This window comes from Afipia broomeae ATCC 49717, assembly GCF_000314675.2.
In the GTDB taxonomy this organism is placed as follows: domain Bacteria; phylum Pseudomonadota; class Alphaproteobacteria; order Rhizobiales; family Xanthobacteraceae; genus Afipia; species Afipia broomeae.
On record NZ_KB375282.1, the window covers coordinates 1077402 to 1102125 of the forward strand.

Consider the following 24724-nt stretch of genomic DNA (forward strand, 5'->3'; position numbering starts at 1 on the left):
GGAGCATGCTTTTAGTCTCGCATAATCCTATCGGGTGCTGGCATTCATGCCAGGCGCGGATTATGTGCGCCTGGCTGGTGGGGGCCTGCGCACGTTGATGCGCGGCAACACGTCAGGAGGAATGCTATGAAGCGCGTCTCTCTGATCGCCGCCCTGTCGCTGACCATTTTGTTTCCGTTCCCCGCGACGGCTGCCGACAACCACGCTGTTGTGTCCCCTGATCAACTGAAATGGGCCCCGGCACCGCCGGCTTTCCCGAAGGGCGCACAGATGGCCGTGCTGAGCGGTGATCCGTCGAAGGAAGGGCTTTATGTTGTTAGGGTGAAGGTACCTGCCGGATACAAGGTGCCGCCGCATACACATCCTAACGATGAAAATGTCACCGTCATCTCAGGCACGTTCAACATTGGAATGGGTGGCACGTTCAACGATAAGAATGGCAGCGCTCTCAAGGCTGGAGGTTTTGCGCTCGCTCCGAAAGGCATGCAGCATTACGCGTGGTTCACCGAGGACTCCATCATCCAGTTGCACGGGATGGGGCCGCAGGGGATCATTTATGTCAATCCGGCCGATGATCCACGCAAAGGCAATTAGAATTTGAACAGAGCCGAGAGCCTGAATCATGGTCTCGGGTGATGCTTTCATAAATCGTCACGGCCGGGCATAGCCCTTGAAGAACGGCGTTCTAAGAACGCCGATGTTCCGGCCATTTTCTTGTCAGCCTTTCCCGCGCAGTTTGCCGACCACTCCCGTCGGGAAGAAGTACACGCTGGCGATGAACAGCAGACCGAGCCACAGCAGCCAGCGGTCGGGATGCAGCAGGGCAGGCAACACAGGAATGCCCGCACCGGCGGTCGCCTGCGAGGCCGCACCCATCAGCGCCTGAAGGTAGTTTTCAGCGAGAATGAAAATCGCCGCGCCGATGATCGCGCCGTACATCGTCCCCATGCCGCCGATCACCACCATCAGCAGAATGTCGATCATGATCGTGAAGGAGAGCGTCTCCGGTCCGGCATAGCGCAGCCACAACGCATTCAGCACGCCGGCGCAGGCGGCGACCAGAGCGGCAATCACGTTGGCCCAGGTCAGGTGAAACACGGTGCGATAGCCGAGCGCCTCGGCGCGGAAACGGTTTTCGCGCACCGCCTGCAACACGCGGCCGAACGGTGAGTTCACGATGCGCAGCAGCGTGAGGATCAGCGCAGCCGCGATCGCGAAGACGATGTAGTAGGTTAGTATGCGTCCGTTGAATTCGAAGCCGAATACATCTTTCGGAATGATCACGGTGCCGGGACGCAGCAACTCCGGCAGACGGAAGCTGCGGCCATCGTCGCCGCCGGTGAGCCACGACAGTTGCGAGGCCAGCACCTGAAACGCCGACGCAACGGCCAGCGTGATCATGGCAAAGAAGATCGCCTGCACCCGCAGCGAGAACAGTCCGATACAAAGCGCGAGAAGCGCGGCCAGCGGCAGGCCAATGACAATGCCGGTGGCCACCGCCGACCACGTCGGCCCCATCGCGTAGAGCGCAATGGCGATGCCGTAGCTGCCGATGCCATAGAACATTGTATGCGCGAACGACACCGTGCCGGTGTAGCCGAGAAGCAGATCGTAGGACGCCACCAGCAGCGCGAAGATGCAGATCTTGGTGGCAACATTCATCGCCTTGGCGCCGGGAAACAGGAACGGAGCCAGCGCCAGCACCGTCACGATGACGATGAGCAGGAGAGAGAGAACGCGGCTGCGCGGCGGATCGCCGGAAAGGATCATCATCGATTTGTCACCGGATAGAGTCCGCGCGGCCGCCACATCAGGATTGCCACCATCAGCAGGATGTTCGAGATCAGCGCCAGCTTCGGCACCAGGAAGCCTCCATAGTTCGCGACCATGGCGACCAGGATCGCGCCGATGAAACATCCGCCGATAGAGCCGAGGCCGCCGATGATGATCACAATGAATATCAGTACCGTCAGTTCGCCGCCGATAGAGGCGTGAACTTCCTCGCGATAGAGCGCCCACATGATGCCTCCGAGGCCGGCCAGCGCGGAGCCTGTCATGAAGACGCCGAGAAACAGCCGCTTGATGCGATAGCCCAGCGCCTCGACCATCTCGCGATTTTCGACACCGGCGCGGATCAGCAAGCCGATCTTTGTGCGGTTCAAGACCAGAAGCACAAGGCTGAACACTACAAGGCCGACGACCATCGCCAGCACGCGGTATTTGGCGATGGCAATGTCGCCGAGAATGAAGGACCCGCGTAGCGACGCCGGTAGCGGCAGCGGAATGCGCTCCGGGCCCCACAGCGCATAAAGCAACTGTTCAGCGACAATCAACCCGCCCATGGTGATCAGGATCTGCTTGAGATGGTTGCCGTAGACGGGAAGGATCAGCACCCGTTCGAACACGAGGCCGAGCGCGCCTGAGACCGCCATCGACAGCAGCGCGGCTGGGGACAGCGCGAGCAGATTAAGCCACAGCGAGTCGGCCTGGACGTATCCGGCCATCGGCGCCAGCACCAGCGTCGCGACATAGGCGCCGACCGCAATGAATGCGCCATGTCCGAAGTTCAGGACATCCATCAGGCCGAACACTAGCGTCAGCCCGGAGGCCATGATGAAAATCATCATGCCCATGGCGAGGCTTGCGATTGTCAGGGTCACCCAGGTCGAAGGCGAGCCGATCAGCGGGATCATGGCGAGGGCAAGTGCGATTGGCAGCAACAGCGGAATGAAATCGCGATTGGCTTGGGGCAGCGGTTCAACGGCAGCCGGTGGTGTCGTCGTGTCGGTCATTGATGCGCCTCGAGGCTGAGACCCAGCAGCTTTTCCTGCAACGAGGTATCCTTGGCGAGGTCGGCCATCGCGCCGCGATGCACGATCTTGCCGTTGTCCATCACCAGCACATTGTCGCCGACTTCCTGCGCCACGCGGAAATTCTGTTCCACCAGCAGGATGGTCGCGCCGCGCTTCTTCACTTCAGCGAGACATTCGATCAGGTTGACGACGATGGCGGGCGCAAGACCCTTGGTCGGCTCATCAATGAGGAGCAGCTTGCGCGGCTCGACAATGGCGCGCGCAATCGACAGCATCTGCTTCTGCCCGCCGGACAGCGATCCCGCGCGCGACAACCAGAAGCGTTTCAGCGCCGGGAAGAATCCGAAAATCCATTGCAGCCGCGTGTCGTCGAGTGGACCTTCGCGCGCGGCGAGGATCAGGTTTTCCTTCACGGTCAGGTCCGAGAAGACCGCCATGGTTTCCGGCACATAGCCGACGCCGAGGCTGGCGATGTCCGGAGTCGTCTGCTTTTCGATGTTCTGCCCGGCAAGTTTGATCTGGCCGGAGGAGGGCGGTGACAGGCCCATGATGGTGCGCAGTGTGGTTGTTTTGCCCGCGCCGTTGCGGCCGAGCAGCATGGTGATCTGGCCTTCCGGCACATTGAGATCGACGCCATGCAGGATGTGATACTGCGCGATGTGGGTGTGAACGCCGGTGAGAGTCAGCATGTCGCTCATGCCGCGGTCTCTTGTGCATGAATTGCGATGGTTGCGCTTACTGCAACCCTCCCCCTTGCGGGGAGGGGTCGGGGGTGGGGGTTATCACGAAGATTGCGCTTGTGGTTTACCCCCCACCCTAACCCTCCCCCGCAAGGGGGGAGGGAGCTGCGCTGAGTCGGTTGCGGGTGCACTGTGAAAGTCATGCCGCACTCTTTCCGGGCGCGATGCCGAGATAGGCTTCCTGCACGATCGGCGAGGCGATCACCTCGGCTGGCTTGCCGTCGGCGACCAGTTGTCCGTTGTGCAGGACGATGATGCGGTCGGCGAGGGAGCGCACCACGTCCATCTTGTGCTCGACCAGCAGGATGATCTTGCTGGTGTCCTGCTTCAGCCGCGCGATGAGATCCAGCACCACCGGCACTTCGTCCACGCTCATGCCCGCGGTCGGCTCGTCGAACATGAAGACTTTCGGCTCCAGCGCCATCATCAGCGCAACTTCAAGTTTGCGCTGGTCACCATGGGAGAGGGCCGCCGCTGCGACCGCGCGGCGGTTGCCGAGCGCGATGGAATCGAGGATCGCATCGGCGCGTTCGATCAGGTCACGGCGCTTCATCCATGGGCGAAGCATCTCGTAATGCACGCCGCTGGCCGCCTGCACGGCAAGGCGGACATTTTCCTCGACACTCAGGTTCGGAAACAGATTTGTCAGTTGGAACGCACGGCCGAGCCCCTTGCGCGTGCGCAGGGGGGCAGTCAGGCGTGTGATGTTCTCGTCTGCGAGCAGTACTTCGCCGGCGGTCGGCCGTAACTGTCCCGAGATCAGATTGAAGTAGGTGGTCTTGCCGGCGCCGTTCGGTCCGACAATGGCGGTCAGTTCGCCGGGGCGAAATGTGCAACTCACCTTGTTGACGGCAACATGGCCGCCGAAACGGATGGTCAGGTCGCGGGTCTCTAGGGTGAGGGGCATGTTTCGAGTCTCGTCGTTCGTCATTGCTAGGAGCGAAGCGACGAAGCAATCCAGCTTTTGAAGAGTGGATTGCTTCGCTTCGCTCGCAATGACGACGTGCTTGTTACCGCTTGTTCTTGATCGGGATCTGCATGTCCTCGATCTTGAGTTCGCGGACCAGTTCGTTATCCGCCCAAGCGAGGTTCGGATCGACCTTGACGCGGAAGTGATACATGCTCTGCAGCGCCTGATGGTCTTCCTTGCGGAACATCATCTTGCCCTTCGGCGTATCGAATTCCATGCCTTCCATCGCCGCGATCAGTTTCTCGGTGTCGGTCGATTTCGCCTTCTGAACAGCGGTCACCGCAGCCATCGCCGCGGCGAAACCGCCCGCGGTGAAGAAATCCGGCGGCGCGTTGAAGCGCTTCTGATGCTCGGCGACGAGCCAGTCGTTGATCGGGTTCTTCGGGATGGCATAGTAGTAGTAAGTTGCGCCTTCGAGGCCCGGCAGGCGCTTGTAGGCAGCCAGCGCCGGGAGAATGTTGCCGCCGCTCGACAGCTCGATGTTGTAACGCTTCGGGTCCATGTCCTGGATCTTGGTCAGCGGATCGCCGCCGCCGGCCCAGATCACCCAGATAATCTTGCGGCCGGGCTTGTCCTTCAGCGCATCGAACAGGCGCTGGGCTGCCGCGGTGAAGTCGGTCGTAGCTGCCGGAACATATTCTTCCGCTGCCAATGTCGCGCCGGTCTTGCCGAGTGCTTCCTTGAACGCGGCGACGCCGTCCTTGCCGAACGCGTTGTCCTGACCGAGCGTGGCGACAGTGACGCCCTGCTTGCCGATAGCGACCGCGTTCGAGATCGCGTCCTGCGACGAGTTGCGGCCGGTGCGGAAGATGTAGCGATTCCACTTCTCGCCGGTGATGGCGTCGGCCACCGCCGGCTCGACGATCAGCACCTTCTTGTTTTCTTCGGCGATGGGCAGCATGGCCAGCGCCGCGCCAGAGGCGGTGGTGCCGATGGCGAGATCGACCTTGTCGTCCTGATAGGCTTCGGCCAGCGCCGCCTTGGCGAGGTCCGGCTTGCCCTGGTCGTCCTTGGTGATCAGGACGATCTTGCGGCCATCGACCGTCATCGTGTTCTTGGTGGCGTATTCCAGACCCATGCGCAGGCCGTTTTCGGTCTGCTTGGCATAGGCCTCCAGCGGTCCGGTCTTGCCGTAGATCAGCGCGATCTTGAGATCGTCGGCTGACGCCGGTGCTACGGCCAGCGCGGCCGCGACGCCTGCGAGAATTGCAATTTTACGCATTATTGTCCTCCCCGATTTTCCTCAGGGCGGACCATACATACACGGATCGGAATTACCAATTTTTTTGCGAAAATTTCCCTGCGGCCCGTAATCGATCGGCCATGTGTCACAGCCCTGACGCCGCTCAGTAATGGGGCGGCGGCTCGTTCGTGATGGGTGAGCCCGATTTGGCCTCGGCGTCATCAAGCCGCTCGCGCAGGGCCAGCATCTCGCGGCTCAGGGCGTCGATCTGCTTCCATTGCGCGGTAATGGTACTGTTCAGCGTCTCGATGGTTTCGTCGAGATACGCGATGCGGATTTCCAGCGCGTCGATGCGCGTGGCGGGCGAGGTGGGCTCAGTCATCGGCTTGCTCGCTCATGTCGATCTCTGTCGCGTCGGTGTGATCCGCTCCATCCCCACGCAGGGCCTGACGCTCGCTCAGCCCGTGACCGAGCGCGATGCGCTGGTCGAACACGAAGCATTCGCCGCGCCACAGACTTTGCTCTTCGGGGATCTCCTCAAGATACTTCAGGATGCCGCCCTTGAGGTGATAGACCTCCTCGAAGCCTTGCGACAGCAAGTAGGAACTGGCCTTTTCGCAGCGGATGCCGCCGGTGCAGAACATCGCTATTTTCTTGTGCTTGCTGGAGTCGAGTGTGCGGCTGGCGAAATCGGGAAACTCGCCAAAGCGGGTGATCTTCGGATCGACCGCGCCTTCGAACGTGCCCATCTCGACTTCGAAGCCGTTGCGGGTGTCGAGCAGCAGCACGTCGTCCTGCCTGATGAGCGCGTTCCAGTCGGCGGCATCGACGTAGATGCCGACCCGCGCGTTGGGATCCGTTTCCGGGTCGCCGAGCCTGACGATCTCCTTTTTCAGCCGGACCTTCATCCGGTTGAACGGCATCTCGCTCGCGCTCGAGAACTTCAGTTCCAGATTGTCGAGGCGGCCATTGAAAAGCGCGCCATTCTGCAACTGGTTCATCAGGGCATCGATGGAAGCCTCGCGGCCTGCGACGGTCCCGTTGATGCCCTCCGCCGCCAGCAGGATGATGCCCTTGATATCGAGCGCCACGCACATGTTGCGCAAGGGCTCCCTGAGCGCCTCAAAATCCGTGAGCGCGACGAACTGATAAAATGCGGCGACCTTGTACGACATGGCGGGGGTTATATCGCACGGGGCCTAGCCCCAAAACCCGTATTCAACGTCAGGCCGGGCGGGAGCAGACGGCCGGGTTTTGCCGCATTTTGGGGCAAATTCTGGCCGACCGGCAGTGTCGTGTTCCGGCCAGGTTTGCGCCGAACCGGTGAGGTGTGTCGCAAAGGCTACTTAATGCTGCTTTATTTGGCGTGCATGCCCCATGACAGGGAAATCTGCTAGATAAAACGCTGGCTTACCTTCGAATCGGAACCGTCCCGTTGCATCAGATTTCAAAAGAGCCCGTTCACAGCGATTCCGGAAAAAAGAACTTCAGTATCGCGTTCGGCCTGGAACGGATCGGGCTGATTGCGCTGCGCGCGCCGCGCACGGCGGCGGTGGTCCTGATTGCGCTGTGCGTGATCGCAGTGTTCGGCATCCAGCGCATCAAGATCGACGATTCGCTGAGCCAGTTGTTCCGATCCGATACGCCCGAATACAAACAATATGAGGAAGTGACCAAGCGCTTCCCGTCCAGCGAATATGATGTGTTGGTCGTGGTGGAGGGCAAGTCGCTGCTGGAGCGCTCGTCGCTCGAAAAGCTGCGCGACCTGGTCACAGACCTGCAACTTGTGGACGGCACCCGCGGCATTATCTCGCTGTTCTCCGCGCGCCAGCCGCCCGAGGGCGGACGGCTGCCTGCGGCCCTGTTTCCTGAAACCCTGCCGGAAGGCGCGGCTTATGATGCCTTTATCAAGCGCGTAAAAGAAAACGAGGTCATCAAGGGCAAGCTGCTGTCTGAGGACGGCACGCTGGCGCTGATCGTGCTCGCGCTCGACCCGAAGATTGTCGGCAACAAGGGCCTCAACGCGACCATCGGCGAAGTTCGCAAGCTGATGAGCGAAGATCTCGCCGACACCGGTTTGAATAGCCAGTTGTCCGGCGTGCCGGTGATGCAGCTCGAAATCCGCAACGCGGTCGAGCGGGACGGCCTGACCTACAACATCGCGGGCATTCTGGCTGGTTGCATCATAGCGATCATCTTTTTCCGCCGCATCTCGTTCATGATCGTCGCGGCGTTTCCGCCGCTGCTGGCGATCCTGCTGTCGATCGGCACGCTGGGCTGGCTCGGTTTCAGCCTCAACATGTTCCTGAACGTGATGACGCCGCTCATTATGGTCATCAGTTTCGCCGACTCGATGCAGCTTACGTTCGCGGCTCGAGATCGTCTGATCGCGGGCGAGGATAAATACACCGCCTTTCGTAACGCCGTGCTGGTGGTCGGGCCAGCCTGCGTGCTGACCCACGGCACGGCGGCGTTGTCATTCCTTGCCTTGCAGTTTTCCGATTCCGACCTGATCCGCACCTTCGGCGAGGCCGGATTGATGGCGACCGTCATCGCACTGCTCGCGGTGTTGTCGCTGGTGCCCGTGTTTGGCGTTCTGCTGGTGCGCAAGGAGAACCTCCTCGCCACCAAGGTGAAGGGGGCGGACCGTGGCGTCGAAGCCCTGCGTGCGTTCTGCGCGTTTATCGCCAAGCGGATGGTCGGGCACCCCGGACTTTTCAGTCTGATTGCGCTGCTCGTGGTGCTCGGTCTCGGTATTATCTACGCGAGCCTTGAGCCGCGCTATCGTCTGGCCGATCAGGTGCCGGACAAGCAGCAGGCCGTTGAAGCCTCGAGCCGCCTTGATGCCAAGCTGACCGGCGCCAATCCGATCGATGTGCTGATCGAATTCCCGAAGGGCAAGTCGCTCTATGATCAGGATACGCTCGATACCATCGCAGCCGTTCACTCGATCATCGAGAAGCAGGCGGGTGTCGGCAACGTCTGGTCGATCGAGACGCTGCGGCGCTGGCTGGCGGAAAAAGCCGGCCGCTCTGACGTGGCGATCCTGAAAGAATATGTCGACCTGCTGCCGGCCTATCTGGTCAGGCGCTTTATTTCCGAGCAGCAGGACGCGGTCGTGGTGTCGGGACGCGTGCCTGATCTCGACTCCAGCCAGATCCTGCCGACGGTCGAGAAGCTCGATGCAGCGATGGGGACGGTCCGTCAGGCGCATCCAGGCTACAATATTGCGGTGACCGGCCTGTCCGCCATCGCCGCGCGCAACAGCGCCAGCATGATTGGAAAACTCAACCACGGTCTGACCATCGAGTTCATTCTGGTTGCGGCTTTTATCGGTCTGGCGTTCCGCTCGGTGGTGGTGATGTTCGCGAGCATCCTGCCCGGCATCTTCCCGGTTGTGCTGTCGGGCACGGTATTGTGGTTCATGGGCGAGGGGCTGCAGTTTGCAAGCGTGGTCGCGCTGACCGTGTCATTCGGCCTGGGATTGAGTGCGACAATTCATTTCCTCAACCGCTTGCGGCTGGAAGAGAAGCCTGGCGTCGACGAGGCGCAGGCGGTCGAACGCGCCACGGTTCTGGTCGGCCCGGCCTTGATCCTGACCACGGTGGTGCTGGCCTGCGGTCTGGTGGTGACGGTGTTTTCCGATCTGCCGTCGCTGCGCCTGTTCGGATGGCTCAGCGCTTTCGCCATGATCGCGGCGTTGATCGCCGACCTTTTCATTTTGCGGCCGACGGCGATGTGGCTGATCAGCACCTCTCACCGCATCAAGGCGGCGTGGGGCAGGAAATAAACCCCGAGGCGTCTCTCGGCTTCAGTCAGCAAAAAGCCCGCCGATTCATCATCGGCGGGCTTTTGAGTATGAGATCCTAGTTGCTTCTCGACAGGCTGATGGTCACGCCGCGCAACTCGCCCTTCGAACTGATGTTGACCGACTGCTTGTTGCCGCGGGTCACGACGTTGAAGGTCGCTGCATAGCCGTTGGTCTGGACCAGTGCGGTAACCTGGCCATTTACAATGCTTCCCTCGACGGTGCCGTTGACGCCGCGGCTGGCTTCGCTCCAGGAACCGGTAATGTTGCTGCCCCTGGCCAGGATATTGCTAGTGAGTTCGAACTTGTAGCTGTCGCTGGCGCAGCGCAGGACCTGACGAAGGTTGTTGCCGCTGTCGTCGACGGAGTAGGTGCCGCGGCAACGGATGCGCTCGGTACCGCCTTCGGCGATGGTGATCGTGCCGTTGCCGGACCAGTTGCCTGCATAATTGGCAAATGGCGCGGTTTCGGCATGCGCGAGCGCAGGAGCCATCAGGAAGGCTGCAGCCAGGGTAGCGCCGCGAAAACTACGAAAATCAAAACGCGAAGCGGGGAAAGACATCTCTAAACACCATCGTTGGCGGGCGATAAGTATTTGTCGCTCATATCACGCTTTGGTTCATTGGAAAACGTGGCGCAGTGCACCAAAACGAGAAAATCGCGATGACGGACTCCTTGTAAGTCCTGTGACATCGGCTCATTCGGCCATGACTGGACGCTTTCGGCCATTTCGCGCGCTGCAGCGCAATGATCGGATGTTTGGGATAATTCCTCCCCGGAGCGGTAGACAATCCCGTTTTTCGGACTTCTAATCCTCCCCAAGGCCGGCGGAAAAAGCATGGCCATTTGGGAGGACGACGATGAAATTGACGAGACGTGAGTTTTCCGTGGGCGTTGGTGCCGTCCTTGCGGCGCCTGCCGTGATAAAAAGCGCCGGAGCGCAAGGCGCGACCATCAAGATCGGCATGGTGCTTCCCGTTACAGGATCAGCCGCAGAGCAAGGCAAGTTCGCACTGAACGGCGCCAAACTGGCGCTGGAGGCCGTCAACAAGGCCGGCGGCGTTCTCGGCAAGCAGGTCGAACTTGTCACCGAAGACGATCAGACCACCAATCCGGGTGTTGTGCTCGCATTCTCCAAGCTCGCTGCGCAGCAGGACATCGTCGCATTTCTCGGTTCGATCCGTTCGACGCAGGTGCATGCCATGGCGCCGGATGTGCTGAAACTCGGCAAGCCGATGGCGATCGGGGGAACCGATCCGAACCTGACTCACATGGGCAACAAGTGGCTGTTTCGCTTCCGTCCGAACGACAGTTATTCCGGCAGCGTGATCGCCGACTATGGCACCAACACCCTCGGCAAGAAAAAGTGGGCTGTGCTCCATTCCACCGACGCGTTCGGTACGGCCGGCGGCAAGGCGCTGACCGAAGGATTGAGCAAGCTCGGCATTACCCCGGTTCTTGACCAAGGCTATGCCAACCAAAGCCAGGACTTTACCCCGGTGGTGCTGGCGATCAAGCAATCCGGCGCGGATGTTCTCGGCTCCTACTTCACTTTCGAGAACGACCTCGGCATCTTCGCGCGCCAGTTGCGCCAGCTTGGCGTCAACATCCCGTGGGTGGGATCGCCGTCGATCGTCGGCGTGTCATCCACAAGACTAGCGGGCGCCTCGCTCTTTGGAACCTACGGCGTCGCGGATTACGCGGAAGATTCAAGTCCTACAGCCAAGGCTTACGGCAAGGCTTACCGCGATGCCTACAAGCTCGCGCCGGACAATCAGAGCGCATGGACCTATGACGCTGTTACCGTGCTCGCAAAGGCGATGAACACGGCAAAGTCCACCGAGCCGGAGAAGGTTCGCACCGCGATCCTGGCGATCAAGGGATTCGAAGGCGCGGAAGGTCAATACAACTTCGATGAAAACGGGGATGGCCTTCACGGCTACAACATCGTGAAGAACGACAAGGGCAACATCGTCTTCGAGAAGCATATCGAAGCGAAGCGATAGGCCGCCCTTCGTCATTGCGAGGAGCGCAGCGACGAAGCAATCCAGCTTCTTTTGTAGTTCTGGATTGCTTCGCTTCGCTCGCAATGACGAGACCAAGACAATTCACCTCCGTCTCTCGGGTAGAGTGTCTCATGGATCAGATTCTTCAATTGCTCTTTACGGGCATCGGCATCGGCTCCGTCTATGCGCTCGTCGCGCTCGGTTTCGTGCTGATCTTCCGCGCGACCAATGTCGTGAACTTCGCGCAGGGCGAGTTCTCGATGGTGGCGGCGTTTCTGATGGTTGTGTTCGCGGTCGACCTGCAATGGCCTTACTGGCTGTCGTTCCTGATCTCGCTCGCCGGCATGGCGCTGTTCGGCGTGATTTTCAATCTCGGGGTGTATTATCCGCTGCGCCACCGCACCTTTCTACCGGTCATTATCGCCACCATCGGTGCATCGATCTTTCTGGCCAATTCGGTGCTGGCGATCTACGGACCCGCGCCGCAGGTGTTGGAAGGCTGGTTCGAGACGCCGGGCATCCAGTTGGGGCCGGTCTATCTCGACAGCCAGTATCTGCTGATTATCGCGGTCACCATCGCGCTTGTGATTCTGAATTACTGGTTCTTCGAGCACACGATGCTGGGCAAGAAGCTACAGGCGACGTCGCAGGACAAGGAAATGGCGTCGCTGCTCGGTATCTCCGTGTCGAGCATGATCATGATCACCTTCATCTATTCCGCGGTCCTGGGTGGACTGGCCGGCATCCTTGTCGCGCCCATCCTGTTCGTCTCGATCCAGATGGGGGCGACAATCGCGCTGAAGGCTTTCGCAGCCACCATTATCGGCGGCTTTGGCGATGTCACGGGCGCAATCATCGGCGGTGTCGCACTCGGCATCATTGAGACCTTCGGTGCCGCCTATGTGTCGGTTCCCTACAAGGATGCGTTCGCATTCCTCGTGCTGATCGCGTTTCTGGTCTTCCGTCCGCAAGGCATCTTCGGCGAACGCGTGGCGGAAAAAGCATGAGCATGCCGAGCCAGAACATACCTGTCACCGCGACCCTGCGCTCGACGCCGCTTGTGCTCCGACATCTGCCGTACTTCCTCCTCGCTGCGGTTGCCGTGTTCGCCGCGGCGACCATGAACTTCGATGGTTACGTCCTCAATATTCTGATGCAGGCGGCGACGTTTGCCATCGCGGTATTCGGTCTGACGGTCGTGCTCGGGTTGTGCGGACAGATCAATCTGGCACAGGCGGCGTTCTTCGGATTGGGCGCCTATGCCGTCGGATTGGGCACGGCTGATTACCAGATCAATTTCTGGATTTGCCTTGTGGCCGGTTCGCTACTGGCGCTGGCGGCCGGAGCATTGCTCGGCATGAGCACGCTCAAGCTCGGCGGTCATTACCTCGCCATGGTCACGATCTCGTTCCAGCAGATCGTCACGCTGGTCATGATCAATGCGATTTGGCTCACGCGCGGCCCCGACGGCATCTCGAAGATCGGGCGGCCGGCGCTGTTCCAGTCGCAGCAGTCGTTTCTGGCGTTCTGCGTCGCGGCGCTCGCGGTGATTGGTTACATCGTCTGGCATCTGCCGGACACACGGATCGGCCGCGCCATGCGCGCGGTACGTGACAATGAACTTGCTGCTGGCGTTGCGGGCATCGACATCTTCCGCACCAAGGTGGCGGCGTTTGCGCTCTCCGCACTGCTTGGCGGAATCGGCGGCGGACTGTTCGCGGGTGGCTTCTCCTATGTCAGCCCGGACCAGTTCTCGTTCGCAGAGTCGATTGTCTTCCTCACCATGGCGCTGCTGGGCGGTGTCGGATCCCCGATCGGCGCCGTGATCGGCACGGGCTTGCTGATCCTGATTCCGGAATGGCTGCGCTTTCTGAAGAACATCCCGGGGCTGTATCTTGCGATCTACGGGCTGTTCGTCATCCTGATCGTGCGCTTCATGCCGGACGGCATCTGGGGCTTCGTGCAGGACGTCATCACGAGGTGGCGGGCGAAAGCCGCGCCTCATATCGCAAGTCCCGCGCTACAACTCGCGCCGGCCAAGACCGGCGGCGATATGGTGCTTGAGGTTACGGGCCTGTCCAAACACTTCGGGGGTCTCAAGGCCGTCGATAAGGTGGATATTTCCGTGCGCCGTGGCAGCGTCCATGCGCTGATCGGACCGAATGGCTCGGGCAAGACCACCACACTCAACATGCTGTCGGGCCTCTACAAGACGACTGCCGGCAGGATCGTGCTCGACGGTACCGACGTCACCGATATGCCCGCGCACCAGCGTACAGCTGCGGGACTGGGGCGCACCTTCCAGAATATCCGGCTGTTCCGTTCGATGAGCGCGCTGGAGAACGTGGTCATAGGCGCGGAGCGTCCGGGTAATACGCTGATCGGCAAGGGCGATCAGGATGCGTTGACCCAGCGCGCAATGTCTGCGCTGACATTTGTCGGTCTCGGCGGGCGTGCCAATGAGCTGGTGTCCAGTTTCTCCTATGGTCACCAGCGCCTGATCGAAATCGCCCGCGCGCTGGCAGGAAATCCGACACTGTTGTTGCTGGACGAACCGGCGGCAGGCCTGAACTCGAGCGAGAAGGTCGAATTGCATGACCTGCTCAAGCGGATCGCGGCTCAGGGGCTCACCATTCTGATTATCGATCACGACATGACGCTGGTGCGCGAGGCGGCGCAGCACATCACCGTACTCAACTTCGGCAAGCGGATCGCCGATGGCGAGTCGCTGGCGGTGTTGCAGCATCCCGATGTCATCTCTGCTTATCTCGGGACGGAATGAATCATGGCGCTGCTCGAGATCAACGACCTTATAGTGCTCTACGGCGAAATCGAAGCGCTGCGGGGTGTTTCGCTCAAGGTGGAGCAGGGGCAGGTGGTGACGCTGCTCGGCTCTAACGGGGCGGGCAAGTCCACTACGCTGCGTGCGATATCCGGCCTCGCCAAGCCAGCGGCCGGAGAAATCCTGTTCGACGGCAAGTCGATTGTGGGCCTCGGACCGGAAGCCATCGTGCGTCTCGGTATTTCGCACGTTCCGGAGGGGCGGCGGGTGTTTCCCGGCCTCACCGTGAAAGAAAACATCATGCTTGGCGCCTCGAACCGCAAGGTCGCAAAGGCTCAGCTTTCGCGCGAAGCCGATGCGATGTTCGATCTGTTTCCGGATATTCGTGCGTTCTCCGACAAACTCGGCTGGACGCTGTCAGGCGGGCAGTTGCAAATGGTCGCGGTCGCGCGCGGACTGATGGCCAAGCCGCGGCTCCTGCTGCTGGATGAGCCGTCGCTAGGCCTTGCGCCGGTGATCGTGCAGGCGGTGTTTCGCATCATCGCCGAAATCCGCAAGGAAACGACTGTTTTACTTGTCGAGCAAAATGCGCGAATGGGATTGTCCGTCGCCGATCATGGCTACGTGCTGGAAACGGGCCGCCTTGCTCTGGGCGGCAAACCCGACGAACTGTGGAGCAACGAAGCAATCAGAGCCGCTTACCTAGGCGGCCATACCAAGGCAACTGTCTAAATGGTCACTATAAACTCCCAGAAGCTCATCGGCTTCGTCTCCGAGATTTTTTCCCGCGCCGGCTCGTCAAAGGCGGAGGCGGATCGCATCGCCACTTATCTTACGACGGCAAACCTCACGGGCCATGACAGCCACGGCGTCATCCGCGTGCCAAAATATGTCGCCTGGGTGCAGGACGGCTCCATCATCCCTGACCAGAAGATCAAGATCGACGTCGACACGCCATCGCTGGCGGTGATCGACGGCGGCTTCGGCTATGGACAGACGGTCACGCCGCAGGCGGTGAAGATCGGCATCGAGAAGTGCAAGGCGAATGGCGTCGCGGTGATGACGCTGAAAAATTCCGGACATCTCGGCCGGGTCGGCGATTGGGCCGAAATGGCGGCGGCGGAAGGATTGATCTCGATCTTCTTCGTCAACGCCGCGGGATCGGTACTCGTTGCGCCTTATGGCGGCGTCGGCCGCAAACTTTCGACCGCGCCCTATTGCGTCGGCATTCCGCGTCCGGGGCAGGGGCCGGTGGTGCTGGATTTTGCGACCTCCATTGTCGCCGAAGGCAAGGTGATGGTCGCGAGCCGAGGCGGCAAGAAGCTGCCGAAAGGCGCGTTGGTCGATGAAAACGGTGCGCTTACCGAGGACCCGCATGTTCTTTACGGGCCCTATGACGCCGAAGGGCCAAGAAATCATGCCCTTGGGACAGGCGCGATCCGCGCGTTCGGCGAGCACAAGGGTTCAGGTCTCGCGTTGATGTGCGAATTGTTAGGAGGCGCGCTGACCGGGAACGGGGCGACCAAGACAGACCGGCGCTTCTCCAACGGCATGCTTGCGATCTTCATCGACCCCAAGGTCGTCGATCCTGCGCATTTCTTCGACGGCGAGGTCGCCCGCTACATTGCCTACTTCAAGGACAGCAAGCTCGCGCAGGGCCACGAAGCGGTGCTGATTCCGGGCGAGCCGGAAGCGGCGACGCGGGCCGAACGCACAAAGAATGGCGTCCCGCTGACCGACGAGACTTGGAATTCCATCGCGGCTACGGCCCGGTCCCTCGGAATCGGCGAAGACGCCATTGCCAACGCAACCGGGTAGGTCGAGGATCGGGTTTAGCCGGAGGGCAGCTCATGCATGACCCGCGCCCAAACCAAGCGACAACAATCAAAACAGAAACGGAAAACGATCGAATGGCAAACAAGGTCAAGGAAATCTGGGCTGCGGGCAAGGTGGTCGTCAACGGCTGGCTTGCCATCCCCTCAGGCTTTTCAGCCGAGGTGATGGCGCAATGCGGTTTCGACAGCGTCACCGTCGATATGCAGCATGGCGTGCAGGATTATCAGTCAATGATCCAGTGCTTCCAGGCGATGCAGGCGCATCCGGTTACGCCGATGGTGCGCGTGCCGTGGAACGAGCCCGGCATTATCGGTAAGGTGCTGGATGGCGGCGCTTACGGCGTTATCTGTCCGATGATCAACACGAAAGAGGAAGCCGAGCGCTTCGTGCAGTATGCGAAGTATCCGCCACGCGGCACTCGCAGCAACGGTCCGATCCGCGCCATGATGTATGGCTCCGCCGGCACCTATCAGCAGACTGCGAATGAAGAGACGCTCTGCATTCCGATGATCGAGACCAAGACTGCGATCGAAAACCTCGAAGCGATCCTTGATGTGAAGGGCATAGCGGGTGTCTATATCGGTCCGTCAGATCTCGGCTTCTCCTACGGCTTGCATCCGACACTGGATCGGACCGAGCCGGAGATCATCAAGATCTATGAGCGGATCGTGAAGGAATGCGACAAACGCGGCATCTTTCCCGGAATCCATTGCAGCGGTGCGGCGGGCGCGGCACTCGCCATCGAGCGCGGTTTCAAGCTCGTCACGATCATGAACGATAGCGGGCTGCTGGCCATGTCTGCGAAGAGTCACATCGCCGAGACGCGAAAAAATTCCGGCGGCAAGGCTTAACGAGCGCAGGCATGCGTGCGCGTCATTGCGAGGAGCGTAGCGACGAAGCAACCTAGTCTCTTTAAAGAGTGGATTGCTTCGCTTCGCTCGCAATGACGAGACGAGATTTGCGCGAAGTGAACCGAAAGCCAGAGCCAAACAAGGATAACAGCCATGGCCCCGACACCCGTGATCCGCCTGCATTCCGATGACAGCGTGGTGATCGCGCGGACGGCGCTGCTGCCGGGCGCCGAGATCGCGCAGGGTGTTGCGGCGACGGAACGCATTCCCGCAGGTCACAAGGTTGCGGTGAAGCCGATTGCGGTCGGAGAGCCCGTCAAGCGCTACGGCCAGATCATCGGTTTCGCCACCGTTCCGATCACGCCGGGACAGCATGTCCACGTGCAGAACATCGGCATGGGGGAGTTTTCCAAGGACTATGCCTACGGTGTCGACGTCAAGCCGACGCCGAATTTCGATCTGCCCGCGACGTTTCAGGGCATCCGGCGTCCAGATGGACGCGTGGCGACCCGCAACTACATCGGCATTCTCACCTCCGTGAACTGCAGCGCGCATGTCGCTGGCCTTGTGGCCGACGTGTTCAAGAAAAATCCGTTCACCGGTCACGATCCGCTCGCCGATTATCCCAATGTGGATGGCGTCGTCGCGCTGACCCACAAGACCGGCTGCGGCATGACGCAGCTTGAGCCGCTGACGGTTCTACGGCGAACACTCGGCGGTTATGCACGCCATGTGAATTTCTCGCATGTGATCATTCTCGGCCTCGGCTGCGAGATGAACCAGATCGGCGGATTTCTCGAGGAGCAGCGGCTGGCGGGCCGTCTGCGGTCGCTGGACATCCAGGATGTTGGTGGATCGCGCAAGACGGTCGAGAAGGCTGTCGCATTTGTGCGCGAAGTTCTCGCGGAATCGAACAACATCAAGCGCGAACCGTGCCCGGCGAGCGAGTTGATGGTCGCACTTCAATGTGGCGGTTCGGACGGCTACTCCGGCGTGTCAGCTAACCCGGCACTCGGCGCCGCAAGCGATCTGCTGGTGCGCCATGGCGGCTCGGTGATCCTGTCCGAAACGCCGGAGACCTATGGTGCGGAACATCTGCTGACGCGTCGCGCGGTCAGCCCCGAGGTAGGGGAGAAGCTTGTCGCCTTGATGCGGTGGTGGGAGGACTACACCCGGCGCAACGGCGCGGAGATGGATTCCAATCCCAGCCCCGGCAACAAGGCCGGTGGCCTTACGACGATCCTGGAGAAATCGCTTGGCGCGATGGCCAAGGCCGGCAGCACCAATCTTGTCGACGTGGTTGGCTATGCCGAGCCAGTCACCAAGAAGGGCTTCACCTTTATGGATACGCCAGGCTTCGATCCGGTGGCTGCGACCGGGCAGGTCGCGGGCGGTGCCAATCTGGTGTGTTTCACCACGGGGCGCGGCAGCGTGTTCGGCTGCAAACCATCGCCGTCGATCAAGCTCGCGACCAACACGCCGATGTTCCGCCGCATGGAAGAGGACATGGATGTGAACTGCGGAACCATTCTGGACGGCGACGAAACCGTGCAGCAATGCGGCCAGCGTATTTTCGAGCTGATCCTGCGAGTGGCCTCCGGAGAACAGACCAAGAGCGAGGCGTTCGATTTCGGCGCTGCGGAATTTGCGCCGTGGGTATTAGGCGCTACGATGTAGCCATCGACCGCGGGGATTCTGGACATGCCGGCCGTTGAACGCATTGACCCAAAGACGATCTTCTCTGCCGAGGAATGGGCGCGGCTGACCGCGCGCGATTCATGGCGCGGCATGTGGCTGGTCGTGCATTGCTGGGGCACCATCGCCGCTGCCGTCGCCCTCGTGACCCTCTGGCCGAACCCGTTCACCTGGCTGCTCGCGGTGATGATCGTCGGCACGCGGCAGCTTGGGCTGGCGATCCTGATGCACGAGGCCGCACATGGCGGGCTGCACACAAACCAGAAGATCAACGAGTTCGTCGGAAACTGGATTTGTGCCGTGCCGGTCGGCGCGACGCTGGCAGGCTATCGCACTTACCATCTCAAGCATCATCGGTTCACGCAGCAGCCGGAAGATCCCGACCTCGGGCTTTCCGCGCCGTTTCCGATCTCGAAGGACAGCTTCTATCGGAAGGCGTTCCGCGATCTCACAGGGCAAACCTTCATCAAGCAGCGCAGGCCATCGTTCAAGGCGCTGTTCGCGCGGCATGATCCGGTGCTGACGGACGCGATGCGCGATGAGGAGACTGAGAACTTCCTGACCAGCGGCCGGATCGCCATGCAGCGGTTTCTCGCCGTCAACGCGCTGCTGTTCGGCCTGTTCTGGCTTGCCGGCGCAGGCATTTGGTTCTTCGGCGTCTGGATCGTTGCGATGGCGACGTGGTTTCCGCTGGTGACGCGGGTGCGCAACATCGCCGAGCATGCCTGCACTTCGACCGGTCCCGATCCGTTCAGCCATGCGCGCACGACCCATGCGAACATCATCGAGCGCGCACTGATCGCACCTTATTGGGTGAACTATCACGCCGAGCACCATCTGTTCATGTATCTGCCGTGCTATCGGCTGGAAGAAGCGCACCGCTTGCTGACCGAGAAGGGCCTGATCCAGCGGGTTGACGTCGCTGCTGGCTATCTCGACGTCCTGCGCCTTGCGACGTCGCGCGCGCGGCCTGCTTCCGCAGCATGACCGCCGCACGGATCACAATCGCTCTCGTCGCATCGCTGTTTGCCACCACGCTCGCGCAGGCGCAGGAATGGCCGACGCGGCCGATTACGCTGGTGGTTCCGTTCGCGGCGGGTGGTACAGCCGATCTGGTCGCGCGGCCGATCGCGCAAGGGCTGACAGAAAAGCTTGGCCAATCCGTCGTGGTGGAGAACAAGGCCGGTGCGGGAGGCACGCTCGCAGCCGGCATCGTCGCGAAATCGCCGCCCGACGGCTACACGGTATTCTTCTCAACCATCGCGCATACGATCGCGCCGAGCCTTTACAAAGCATTACCGTATGACTTCGAGAAGGATCTTGAGCCAGTTACGATTGCTGCGAAGGTGCCGAACATCCTGATCGTCAATCCCTCGGTGCCAGCGAAAACCGTCAGTGAACTGATTGCCTGGATCAAGGCGAATCCCGGCAAGGTGAATTTCGGCTCGGCGGGACTTGGCAGCACCGAGCATATGTCCGGCGAGATGTTTCGCGCGAGCCTTGGCGTCGACATCGTGCATGTTCCCTATAAGGGCGGCGCGCCGATGATGACCGATTTGATCGCCGGCCAGATCCAGATGGCGATCGAGACCAGCGGATCGGCACGGCCACATATCCAGAGCGGCACCGTCCGGGCACTGGCGGTGAGCACGCTTGCGCGTTCTCCTTACTTCCCGGAGCTTCCGACGCTCGATGAAGCGGGGCTCAAGGGTTATGAGATCACGACCTGGTACGGCGTTTTGTTGCCGAAGGGGACGCCAATCGCCATTCGCGACAAGCTTTACGCGGCCATCGTCGATGTCCTGAAACAGCCGCTGATCGCCGACCGCCTCAAGGATCTGGCGGCTGAGCCGGGCGGGCAGCCGCCTGCGGAGTTTACTAAATTTATTGCCTCCGAGACTGCGAAATGGCGCAAGGTCGCCAAGGATGCAGACCTCAAGGTCGAATGACACTGCCTTTGCCATCCATCCCGAAATGTTCTTAAGTGCCCATCGCATAAGGACGGGAAGGCAGAATGACAAAGGGTCTCAAGAAAGGGCTGACCAGCTACGGCGATCCGGGATTTTCGCTGTTCCTGCGCAAGGCCTTCATCAAGGCGATGGGCTATTCCGACGATGCGCTGGAGCGCCCGATTGTCGGCATCACCAACACCTACAGCGATTACAATCCCTGCCACGGCAACGTCCCCCAGATCATCGAGGCCGTGAAGCGCGGCGTCATGCTGGCCGGCGCGATGCCGATGGTGTTTCCGACCATTTCGATCGCCGAAAGTTTTTCGTTCCCGACCTCGATGTACCTGCGCAACCTGATGGCGATGGACACGGAAGAGATGATCCGCGCGCAGCCGATGGACGCGATCGTTGTCATCGGCGGTTGCGACAAGACGCTGCCGGCGCAAATCATGGCCGCGGTGAGTGCCGACCTGCCGACGGTCGTCATCCCGGTGGGGCCGATGGTGGTGGGTCATCACAAGGGCGAGGTGCTGGGCGCATGCACCGACTGCCGCCGCATGTGGGGAAAATTCCGCGCGGGCGAAATCGATCAGGCCGAAATTGAGGCCGTCAACGGCCGCCTCGCGCCATCGGTGGGAACATGCATGGTCATGGGCACCGCCAGCACCATGGCCTGCATCACCGAGACGCTGGGCCTGTCGTTGCCGATGAGCGCGACAATTCCTGCGCCACATTCCGAGCGGATACGCTCGGCCGAATTGAGCGGCAAGCGCGCCGCTGAAATGGCAGTTACCGGCGGACCTCGTCCCAGTGAATTGCTGACGCCTGCCGCGTTTCGCAATGCGCAGGTGGTGTTGCAGGCGATCGGCGGCTCGACCAACGGGCTGATTCATCTGACGGCGATAGCCAATCGGACGCCGCATCGCATCGATCTCGCCGCGTTCGATCAGCTTGGCCGCGAGGTGCCGGTGCTGATCGACCTGAAGCCGTCTGGTGCTCATTACATGGAGCATTTCCATCACGCGGGCGGTGTGCCGAAGCTGATGAAGCAACTTGGCGACCTGATCGATCTTGATGCGAAGACCATCGCCGGCGGTACGCTGCGCGATGTCGTCGCCAATGCGGAGGAAGTGCCCGGGCAGGACGCTATCCGTCCGCGCGACAATCCGATCAACCGCGAAGGCGCGATGGCGGTCCTCCACGGCAATCTCGCGCCACGCGGCGCGGTCATCAAGCAGTCGGCGGCGACGCCTTCGCTGCTTCAGCACACCGGACGTGCGGTTGTGTTCGAGTCGGTCGAGGACATGACGCTCCGCGTTGACGATCCAGAGCTGGACGTCAAAGCCGATGACGTGCTGGTGTTGCGCAATGCCGGGCCGAAGGGCGCGCCGGGCATGCCGGAGGCCGGCTATCTGCCGATTCCGCAAAAAATCCTGCGCACGGGGGTCAAGGACATGGTGCGCATTTCGGATGCCCGCATGAGCGGCACAGCATTCGGCACCATTGTGTTGCACATCACGCCGGAATCTGCCGTCGGCGGCCCGCTGGCGCTGGTGCAGACCGGCGACATGATCCGGCTCGATGTCGCGAAGCGGCGCATCGATCTTCTGGTGGATGAGGTCGAACTGACCATGCGCCAGAAAGCCTTGCCGAAGCCGTCAACGCCGGACTGGGCGTCTCGCGGCTATGCGCATTTGTTCCATGAGACGATCACGCAGGCCGACGAGGGCTGCGATTTTGATTTCATGCGGCGGGAGGGTCCCGGCGAGGTCTGAACAGCGCACCGTTTCGTTTGAACCGTTTTCACAAGGAGAGAGCGATGAGCACCATGACAATGACGGCGGAACAGTACGCCGACCGCCGCCGCCGGATATGGGCCATCGTCGGAAGCTCATCTGGCAATCTTGTGGAGTGGTACGATTTTTACGCCTACGCGTTCACGGCGCTTTATTTCGCTCACGCGTTTTTTCCCGCGGGCAACCAGACCACGCAATTGCTGCAAACGGCGGCGGTGTTTGCCATCGGCTTCCTGATGCGGCCGATCGGCGGATATATTTTCGGCAGGATTGCCGACAAATACGGCCGCAAGACCTCGATGGTCACCTCCATTTTGATGATGTGCGGCGGCTCGCTGGCCATCGGCCTGCTGCCGACCCACGACACCATTGGTGTTGCAGCGCCGATCCTGCTGCTGCTTGCGCGCATGGTGCAGGGGCTTTCGGTCGGCGGTGAATATGGCACCACCGCGACCTACATGAGCGAGGTTTCGCTGCCCGGCAAGCGCGGTTTCTACGCATCGTTCCAGTACGTCACGCTGATCGGCGGGCAGTTGCTCGCCTCGCTGGTCGTGCTGATCGTCCAGCTTTCACTGACGGACGCGGAACTGCGGGCCTGGGGCTGGCGTATTCCATTCCTGATCGGTGCGCTCTGTGCGATCGTTGCACTTTATCTGCGCATGTCGCTGCACGAAACATCGTCCGAAAAGAGCCGCTCGCAGGAGGGCGCAGGGACCCTGCGCAACATCTTTACGCATCACATGAAGCCGTTTCTGCTGGTGCTCGGCTACACCGCGGGCGGGTCGCTGATCTTCTATACGTTCACGACCTACATGCAGAAGTATCTGGTGAACACGGCGCACATGGACCATCGCACTGTGAACATTGTGATGAGCGCGGTGCTGTTCACCTACATGATCATGCAACCGCCATTCGGCGCGTTGTCGGACCGGATCGGGCGGCGCACGCAAATGCGGCTGTTCGGTGTGCTGACGGTCCTGACTGTCGTTCCGCTTATGCATGCGATCGGCAACGTAAAAAGTCCCTACATGGCCTATCTGCTGATCGTCATCGCGCTGGCGATCGTGTCGCTCTACACATCAATCAGCGGCGTGGTGAAGGCCGAGATGTTTCCGCCGGAGGTGAGGGCGCTCAGCGTCGGTTTTGCTTATGCCATTGCCAATGCGGGATTTGGCGGCACCGCGGAATATGTTGCGTTGTGGTTCAAGGATCACGGAATCGAATCGGACTTCTTCTGGTACGTCACTGTGATGTGCGCTCTTGCGTTGCTCGCGGCGATCCTGATGCCTGACCCCAAGGTCAAGGGCTATCTGCACGGTCACGAGTCGGATCCGGATTAGGTCAGGACACAGCGTGCCGTCACCCTGAGGTGCCGAAGCAAAGCGGAGGCCTCGAAGGGCGACGGCGATAGTTGCGCGTCATCCTTCGAGGCTCGCAAGCGCTCGCACCTCAGGATGACGGACATCCTCAATAGGTCGCGCGGCCACCGGAAATATCGAACACGGCACCGGTGGTGTAGAGACATTCCTCGGATGCCATCCACGCCACAAGCGAAGCCAGCTCTTCCACCTTCAGGAAGCGTCCGCGCGGAATTTTCGACAGCATGAAGTCGATATGCTGCTGCGTCATCTGATCGAAAATCGCTGTCTTCGCGGCAGCGGGAGTCACGGCATTCACTGCGATGTCGGTGCCAGCCAGTTCCTTTCCGAGCGATTTTGTCAGTGCGATCACGCCGGCCTTGGAGGCCGAGTAGTGCGACGCGTTCGGGTTGCCTTCCTTGCCTGCGATGGAGGCAATGTTCACGATCCGCCCGTAGTTCTGCTTCATCATCACGGGCACGATGGCCTTGCAGCAGATGAAGGGGCCATCAAGGTTGATCTTCATCACCTGACGCCATTCGTCATAAGACAGGTCGGCGACGGTCTTGTTCACGCCCGCGATACCCGCATTGTTGACCAGAATGTCGATGCGGCCGAACGCCTTCAGCGTTGCGTCGCGCGCGGCCTCCACGGCGGCCGGATCGGTAACGTCGACCTTCAGAACGGTGACTGCGGAGCCGATCTCTTTCGCGGTTTTGTCCGCCAGCGCCTGGTCGAAATCCCAGATCCCAACCTTGGCGCCCGAGGCCACAAAGCGTTCGGTGATGGCGCGGCCAAAGCCCTGCGCGCCGCCGGTGACGACGGCGAACCGTCCGTTGAGATCGATCTTGTTCACGGTGGCTCTCCCGAGGTTTCTTATGAGGATATTGCGGCGACAACTGCGGACTGCTCCCTCTCCCCGGTGGGGAGAGGG

General features: G+C 60.8%; 22 protein-coding genes. 13 read left to right on the forward strand and 9 right to left on the reverse strand.

All coding sequences use genetic code 11. The features are described from left to right. The first annotated feature begins 126 nt into the window (after window positions 1–126). Window positions 127–594 carry a cupin domain-containing protein gene (locus tag HMPREF9695_RS04990; protein WP_006019719.1) on the forward strand — a complete coding sequence of 156 codons (468 nt, stop codon included), beginning with the start codon at window positions 127–129 and terminating at the stop codon, window positions 592–594. A 123-nt stretch (window positions 595–717) separates the two neighbouring features. On the opposite strand, the gene HMPREF9695_RS04995 is transcribed toward HMPREF9695_RS04990, so the two are convergent. From HMPREF9695_RS04995 to trhO, 7 genes are all read right to left on the reverse strand, one after another. Next, a complete protein-coding gene (locus tag HMPREF9695_RS04995) occupies window positions 718–1773 on the reverse strand; it encodes a branched-chain amino acid ABC transporter permease (RefSeq protein ID WP_006019720.1) in 1056 nt (351 codons plus the stop codon). Next, the gene (locus tag HMPREF9695_RS05000) at window positions 1770–2792 is read right to left on the reverse strand and encodes a branched-chain amino acid ABC transporter permease (protein WP_006019721.1); all 1023 of its coding nucleotides are present in this window, start codon (window positions 2790–2792) and stop codon (window positions 1770–1772) included. The genes HMPREF9695_RS04995 and HMPREF9695_RS05000 overlap by 4 nt, the downstream gene beginning before the upstream one ends. Then, window positions 2789–3511, reverse strand: a complete 723-nt coding sequence (locus HMPREF9695_RS05005; RefSeq protein WP_006019722.1) for an ABC transporter ATP-binding protein — start codon at window positions 3509–3511, stop codon at window positions 2789–2791. Before HMPREF9695_RS05005 ends, HMPREF9695_RS05000 begins: the two co-directional genes overlap by 4 nt. 181 nt (window positions 3512–3692) lie before the next feature. Then, window positions 3693–4460 carry an ABC transporter ATP-binding protein gene (locus tag HMPREF9695_RS05010; RefSeq protein ID WP_006019723.1) on the reverse strand — a complete coding sequence of 256 codons (768 nt, stop codon included), beginning with the start codon at window positions 4458–4460 and terminating at the stop codon, window positions 3693–3695. 103 nt (window positions 4461–4563) lie between these two features. Next, a complete protein-coding gene (locus HMPREF9695_RS05015) occupies window positions 4564–5745 on the reverse strand; it encodes a substrate-binding domain-containing protein (protein WP_006019724.1) in 1182 nt (393 codons plus the stop codon). Between the two features lie 124 nt (window positions 5746–5869). Next, the gene (locus HMPREF9695_RS05020; protein ID WP_006019725.1) at window positions 5870–6088 is read right to left on the reverse strand and encodes a SlyX family protein; all 219 of its coding nucleotides are present in this window, start codon (window positions 6086–6088) and stop codon (window positions 5870–5872) included. Beyond that, window positions 6081–6881 (reverse strand): oxygen-dependent tRNA uridine(34) hydroxylase TrhO, encoded by an 801-nt coding sequence (trhO, locus tag HMPREF9695_RS05025; RefSeq protein ID WP_006019726.1) that lies wholly within the window; start codon window positions 6879–6881, stop codon window positions 6081–6083. Before trhO ends, HMPREF9695_RS05020 begins: the two co-directional genes overlap by 8 nt. Before the next feature lie 260 nt (window positions 6882–7141). Between trhO and HMPREF9695_RS05030 the strand changes: the two genes are divergently transcribed. Then, a complete protein-coding gene (locus HMPREF9695_RS05030) occupies window positions 7142–9496 on the forward strand; it encodes an efflux RND transporter permease subunit (RefSeq protein ID WP_006019727.1) in 2355 nt (784 codons plus the stop codon). Between the two features lie 76 nt (window positions 9497–9572). On the opposite strand, the gene HMPREF9695_RS05035 is transcribed toward HMPREF9695_RS05030, so the two are convergent. Next, complete coding sequence (locus HMPREF9695_RS05035; protein WP_006019728.1) at window positions 9573–10076, reverse strand: hypothetical protein; 504 nt, start codon at window positions 10074–10076, stop codon at window positions 9573–9575. A 298-nt stretch (window positions 10077–10374) separates the two neighbouring features. Between HMPREF9695_RS05035 and HMPREF9695_RS05040 the strand changes: the two genes are divergently transcribed. The 11 genes from HMPREF9695_RS05040 to HMPREF9695_RS05090 all read left to right on the forward strand — a co-directional run bounded on the left by HMPREF9695_RS05040 (window position 10375) and on the right by HMPREF9695_RS05090 (window position 23772). Then, window positions 10375–11520: an ABC transporter substrate-binding protein gene (locus HMPREF9695_RS05040; RefSeq protein ID WP_006019729.1), complete on the forward strand. Its 1146-nt coding sequence runs from the start codon at window positions 10375–10377 to the stop codon at window positions 11518–11520. Window positions 11521–11651: 131 nt separating this feature from the next. Next, a complete protein-coding gene (locus HMPREF9695_RS05045; protein WP_006019730.1) occupies window positions 11652–12527 on the forward strand; it encodes a branched-chain amino acid ABC transporter permease in 876 nt (291 codons plus the stop codon). Then, on the forward strand, window positions 12524–14302 hold the full coding sequence (locus tag HMPREF9695_RS05050) for a branched-chain amino acid ABC transporter ATP-binding protein/permease (protein WP_006019731.1): 1779 nt from the start codon (window positions 12524–12526) through the stop codon (window positions 14300–14302). Before HMPREF9695_RS05045 ends, HMPREF9695_RS05050 begins: the two co-directional genes overlap by 4 nt. 3 nt (window positions 14303–14305) lie before the next feature. After that, window positions 14306–15034: an ABC transporter ATP-binding protein gene (locus tag HMPREF9695_RS05055; protein ID WP_006019732.1), complete on the forward strand. Its 729-nt coding sequence runs from the start codon at window positions 14306–14308 to the stop codon at window positions 15032–15034. Then, entirely contained in the window at window positions 15035–16120 is a 1086-nt protein-coding gene (locus tag HMPREF9695_RS05060) for a malate/lactate/ureidoglycolate dehydrogenase (RefSeq protein ID WP_006019733.1), read from the forward strand. 92 nt (window positions 16121–16212) lie between these two features. Then, complete coding sequence (locus HMPREF9695_RS05065; RefSeq protein ID WP_041711320.1) at window positions 16213–16989, forward strand: HpcH/HpaI aldolase family protein; 777 nt, start codon at window positions 16213–16215, stop codon at window positions 16987–16989. 153 nt (window positions 16990–17142) lie between these two features. Next, window positions 17143–18666: a UxaA family hydrolase gene (locus HMPREF9695_RS05070; protein ID WP_006019735.1), complete on the forward strand. Its 1524-nt coding sequence runs from the start codon at window positions 17143–17145 to the stop codon at window positions 18664–18666. A gap of 24 nt (window positions 18667–18690) precedes the next feature. After that, window positions 18691–19671: a fatty acid desaturase family protein gene (locus HMPREF9695_RS05075; RefSeq protein ID WP_006019736.1), complete on the forward strand. Its 981-nt coding sequence runs from the start codon at window positions 18691–18693 to the stop codon at window positions 19669–19671. After that, a complete protein-coding gene (locus tag HMPREF9695_RS05080; protein WP_006019737.1) occupies window positions 19668–20633 on the forward strand; it encodes a Bug family tripartite tricarboxylate transporter substrate binding protein in 966 nt (321 codons plus the stop codon). The genes HMPREF9695_RS05075 and HMPREF9695_RS05080 overlap by 4 nt, the downstream gene beginning before the upstream one ends. A 65-nt stretch (window positions 20634–20698) precedes the next feature. Continuing rightward, window positions 20699–22411 (forward strand): IlvD/Edd family dehydratase, encoded by a 1713-nt coding sequence (locus HMPREF9695_RS05085; RefSeq protein WP_006019738.1) that lies wholly within the window; start codon window positions 20699–20701, stop codon window positions 22409–22411. Between the two features lie 44 nt (window positions 22412–22455). After that, window positions 22456–23772: an MFS family transporter gene (locus HMPREF9695_RS05090; RefSeq protein ID WP_006019739.1), complete on the forward strand. Its 1317-nt coding sequence runs from the start codon at window positions 22456–22458 to the stop codon at window positions 23770–23772. Window positions 23773–23899: 127 nt separating this feature from the next. On the opposite strand, the gene HMPREF9695_RS05095 is transcribed toward HMPREF9695_RS05090, so the two are convergent. Then, window positions 23900–24646: an SDR family NAD(P)-dependent oxidoreductase gene (locus tag HMPREF9695_RS05095; RefSeq protein ID WP_006019740.1), complete on the reverse strand. Its 747-nt coding sequence runs from the start codon at window positions 24644–24646 to the stop codon at window positions 23900–23902. Between the last annotated feature and the right edge of the window lie 78 nt (window positions 24647–24724).

Coding starts and splice junctions, on each gene's coding strand:
- HMPREF9695_RS04990 (WP_006019719.1), top strand. CDS start 127: ATGAAGCGCGTCTCTCTGATCGCCGCCCTGTCGCTGACCATTTTGTTT.
- HMPREF9695_RS04995 (WP_006019720.1), bottom strand. CDS start 1,773: ATGATGATCCTTTCCGGCGATCCGCCGCGCAGCCGCGTTCTCTCTCTC.
- HMPREF9695_RS05000 (WP_006019721.1), bottom strand. CDS start 2,792: ATGACCGACACGACGACACCACCGGCTGCCGTTGAACCGCTGCCCCAA.
- HMPREF9695_RS05005 (WP_006019722.1), bottom strand. CDS start 3,511: ATGAGCGACATGCTGACTCTCACCGGCGTTCACACCCACATCGCGCAG.
- HMPREF9695_RS05010 (WP_006019723.1), bottom strand. CDS start 4,460: ATGCCCCTCACCCTAGAGACCCGCGACCTGACCATCCGTTTCGGCGGC.
- HMPREF9695_RS05015 (WP_006019724.1), bottom strand. CDS start 5,745: ATGCGTAAAATTGCAATTCTCGCAGGCGTCGCGGCCGCGCTGGCCGTA.
- HMPREF9695_RS05020 (WP_006019725.1), bottom strand. CDS start 6,088: ATGACTGAGCCCACCTCGCCCGCCACGCGCATCGACGCGCTGGAAATC.
- trhO (WP_006019726.1), bottom strand. CDS start 6,881: ATGTCGTACAAGGTCGCCGCATTTTATCAGTTCGTCGCGCTCACGGAT.
- HMPREF9695_RS05035 (WP_006019728.1), bottom strand. CDS start 10,076: ATGTCTTTCCCCGCTTCGCGTTTTGATTTTCGTAGTTTTCGCGGCGCT.
- HMPREF9695_RS05040 (WP_006019729.1), top strand. CDS start 10,375: ATGAAATTGACGAGACGTGAGTTTTCCGTGGGCGTTGGTGCCGTCCTT.
- HMPREF9695_RS05045 (WP_006019730.1), top strand. CDS start 11,652: ATGGATCAGATTCTTCAATTGCTCTTTACGGGCATCGGCATCGGCTCC.
- HMPREF9695_RS05050 (WP_006019731.1), top strand. CDS start 12,524: ATGAGCATGCCGAGCCAGAACATACCTGTCACCGCGACCCTGCGCTCG.
- HMPREF9695_RS05055 (WP_006019732.1), top strand. CDS start 14,306: ATGGCGCTGCTCGAGATCAACGACCTTATAGTGCTCTACGGCGAAATC.
- HMPREF9695_RS05060 (WP_006019733.1), top strand. CDS start 15,035: ATGGTCACTATAAACTCCCAGAAGCTCATCGGCTTCGTCTCCGAGATT.
- HMPREF9695_RS05065 (WP_041711320.1), top strand. CDS start 16,213: ATGGCAAACAAGGTCAAGGAAATCTGGGCTGCGGGCAAGGTGGTCGTC.
- HMPREF9695_RS05070 (WP_006019735.1), top strand. CDS start 17,143: ATGGCCCCGACACCCGTGATCCGCCTGCATTCCGATGACAGCGTGGTG.
- HMPREF9695_RS05075 (WP_006019736.1), top strand. CDS start 18,691: ATGCCGGCCGTTGAACGCATTGACCCAAAGACGATCTTCTCTGCCGAG.
- HMPREF9695_RS05080 (WP_006019737.1), top strand. CDS start 19,668: ATGACCGCCGCACGGATCACAATCGCTCTCGTCGCATCGCTGTTTGCC.
- HMPREF9695_RS05085 (WP_006019738.1), top strand. CDS start 20,699: ATGACAAAGGGTCTCAAGAAAGGGCTGACCAGCTACGGCGATCCGGGA.
- HMPREF9695_RS05090 (WP_006019739.1), top strand. CDS start 22,456: ATGAGCACCATGACAATGACGGCGGAACAGTACGCCGACCGCCGCCGC.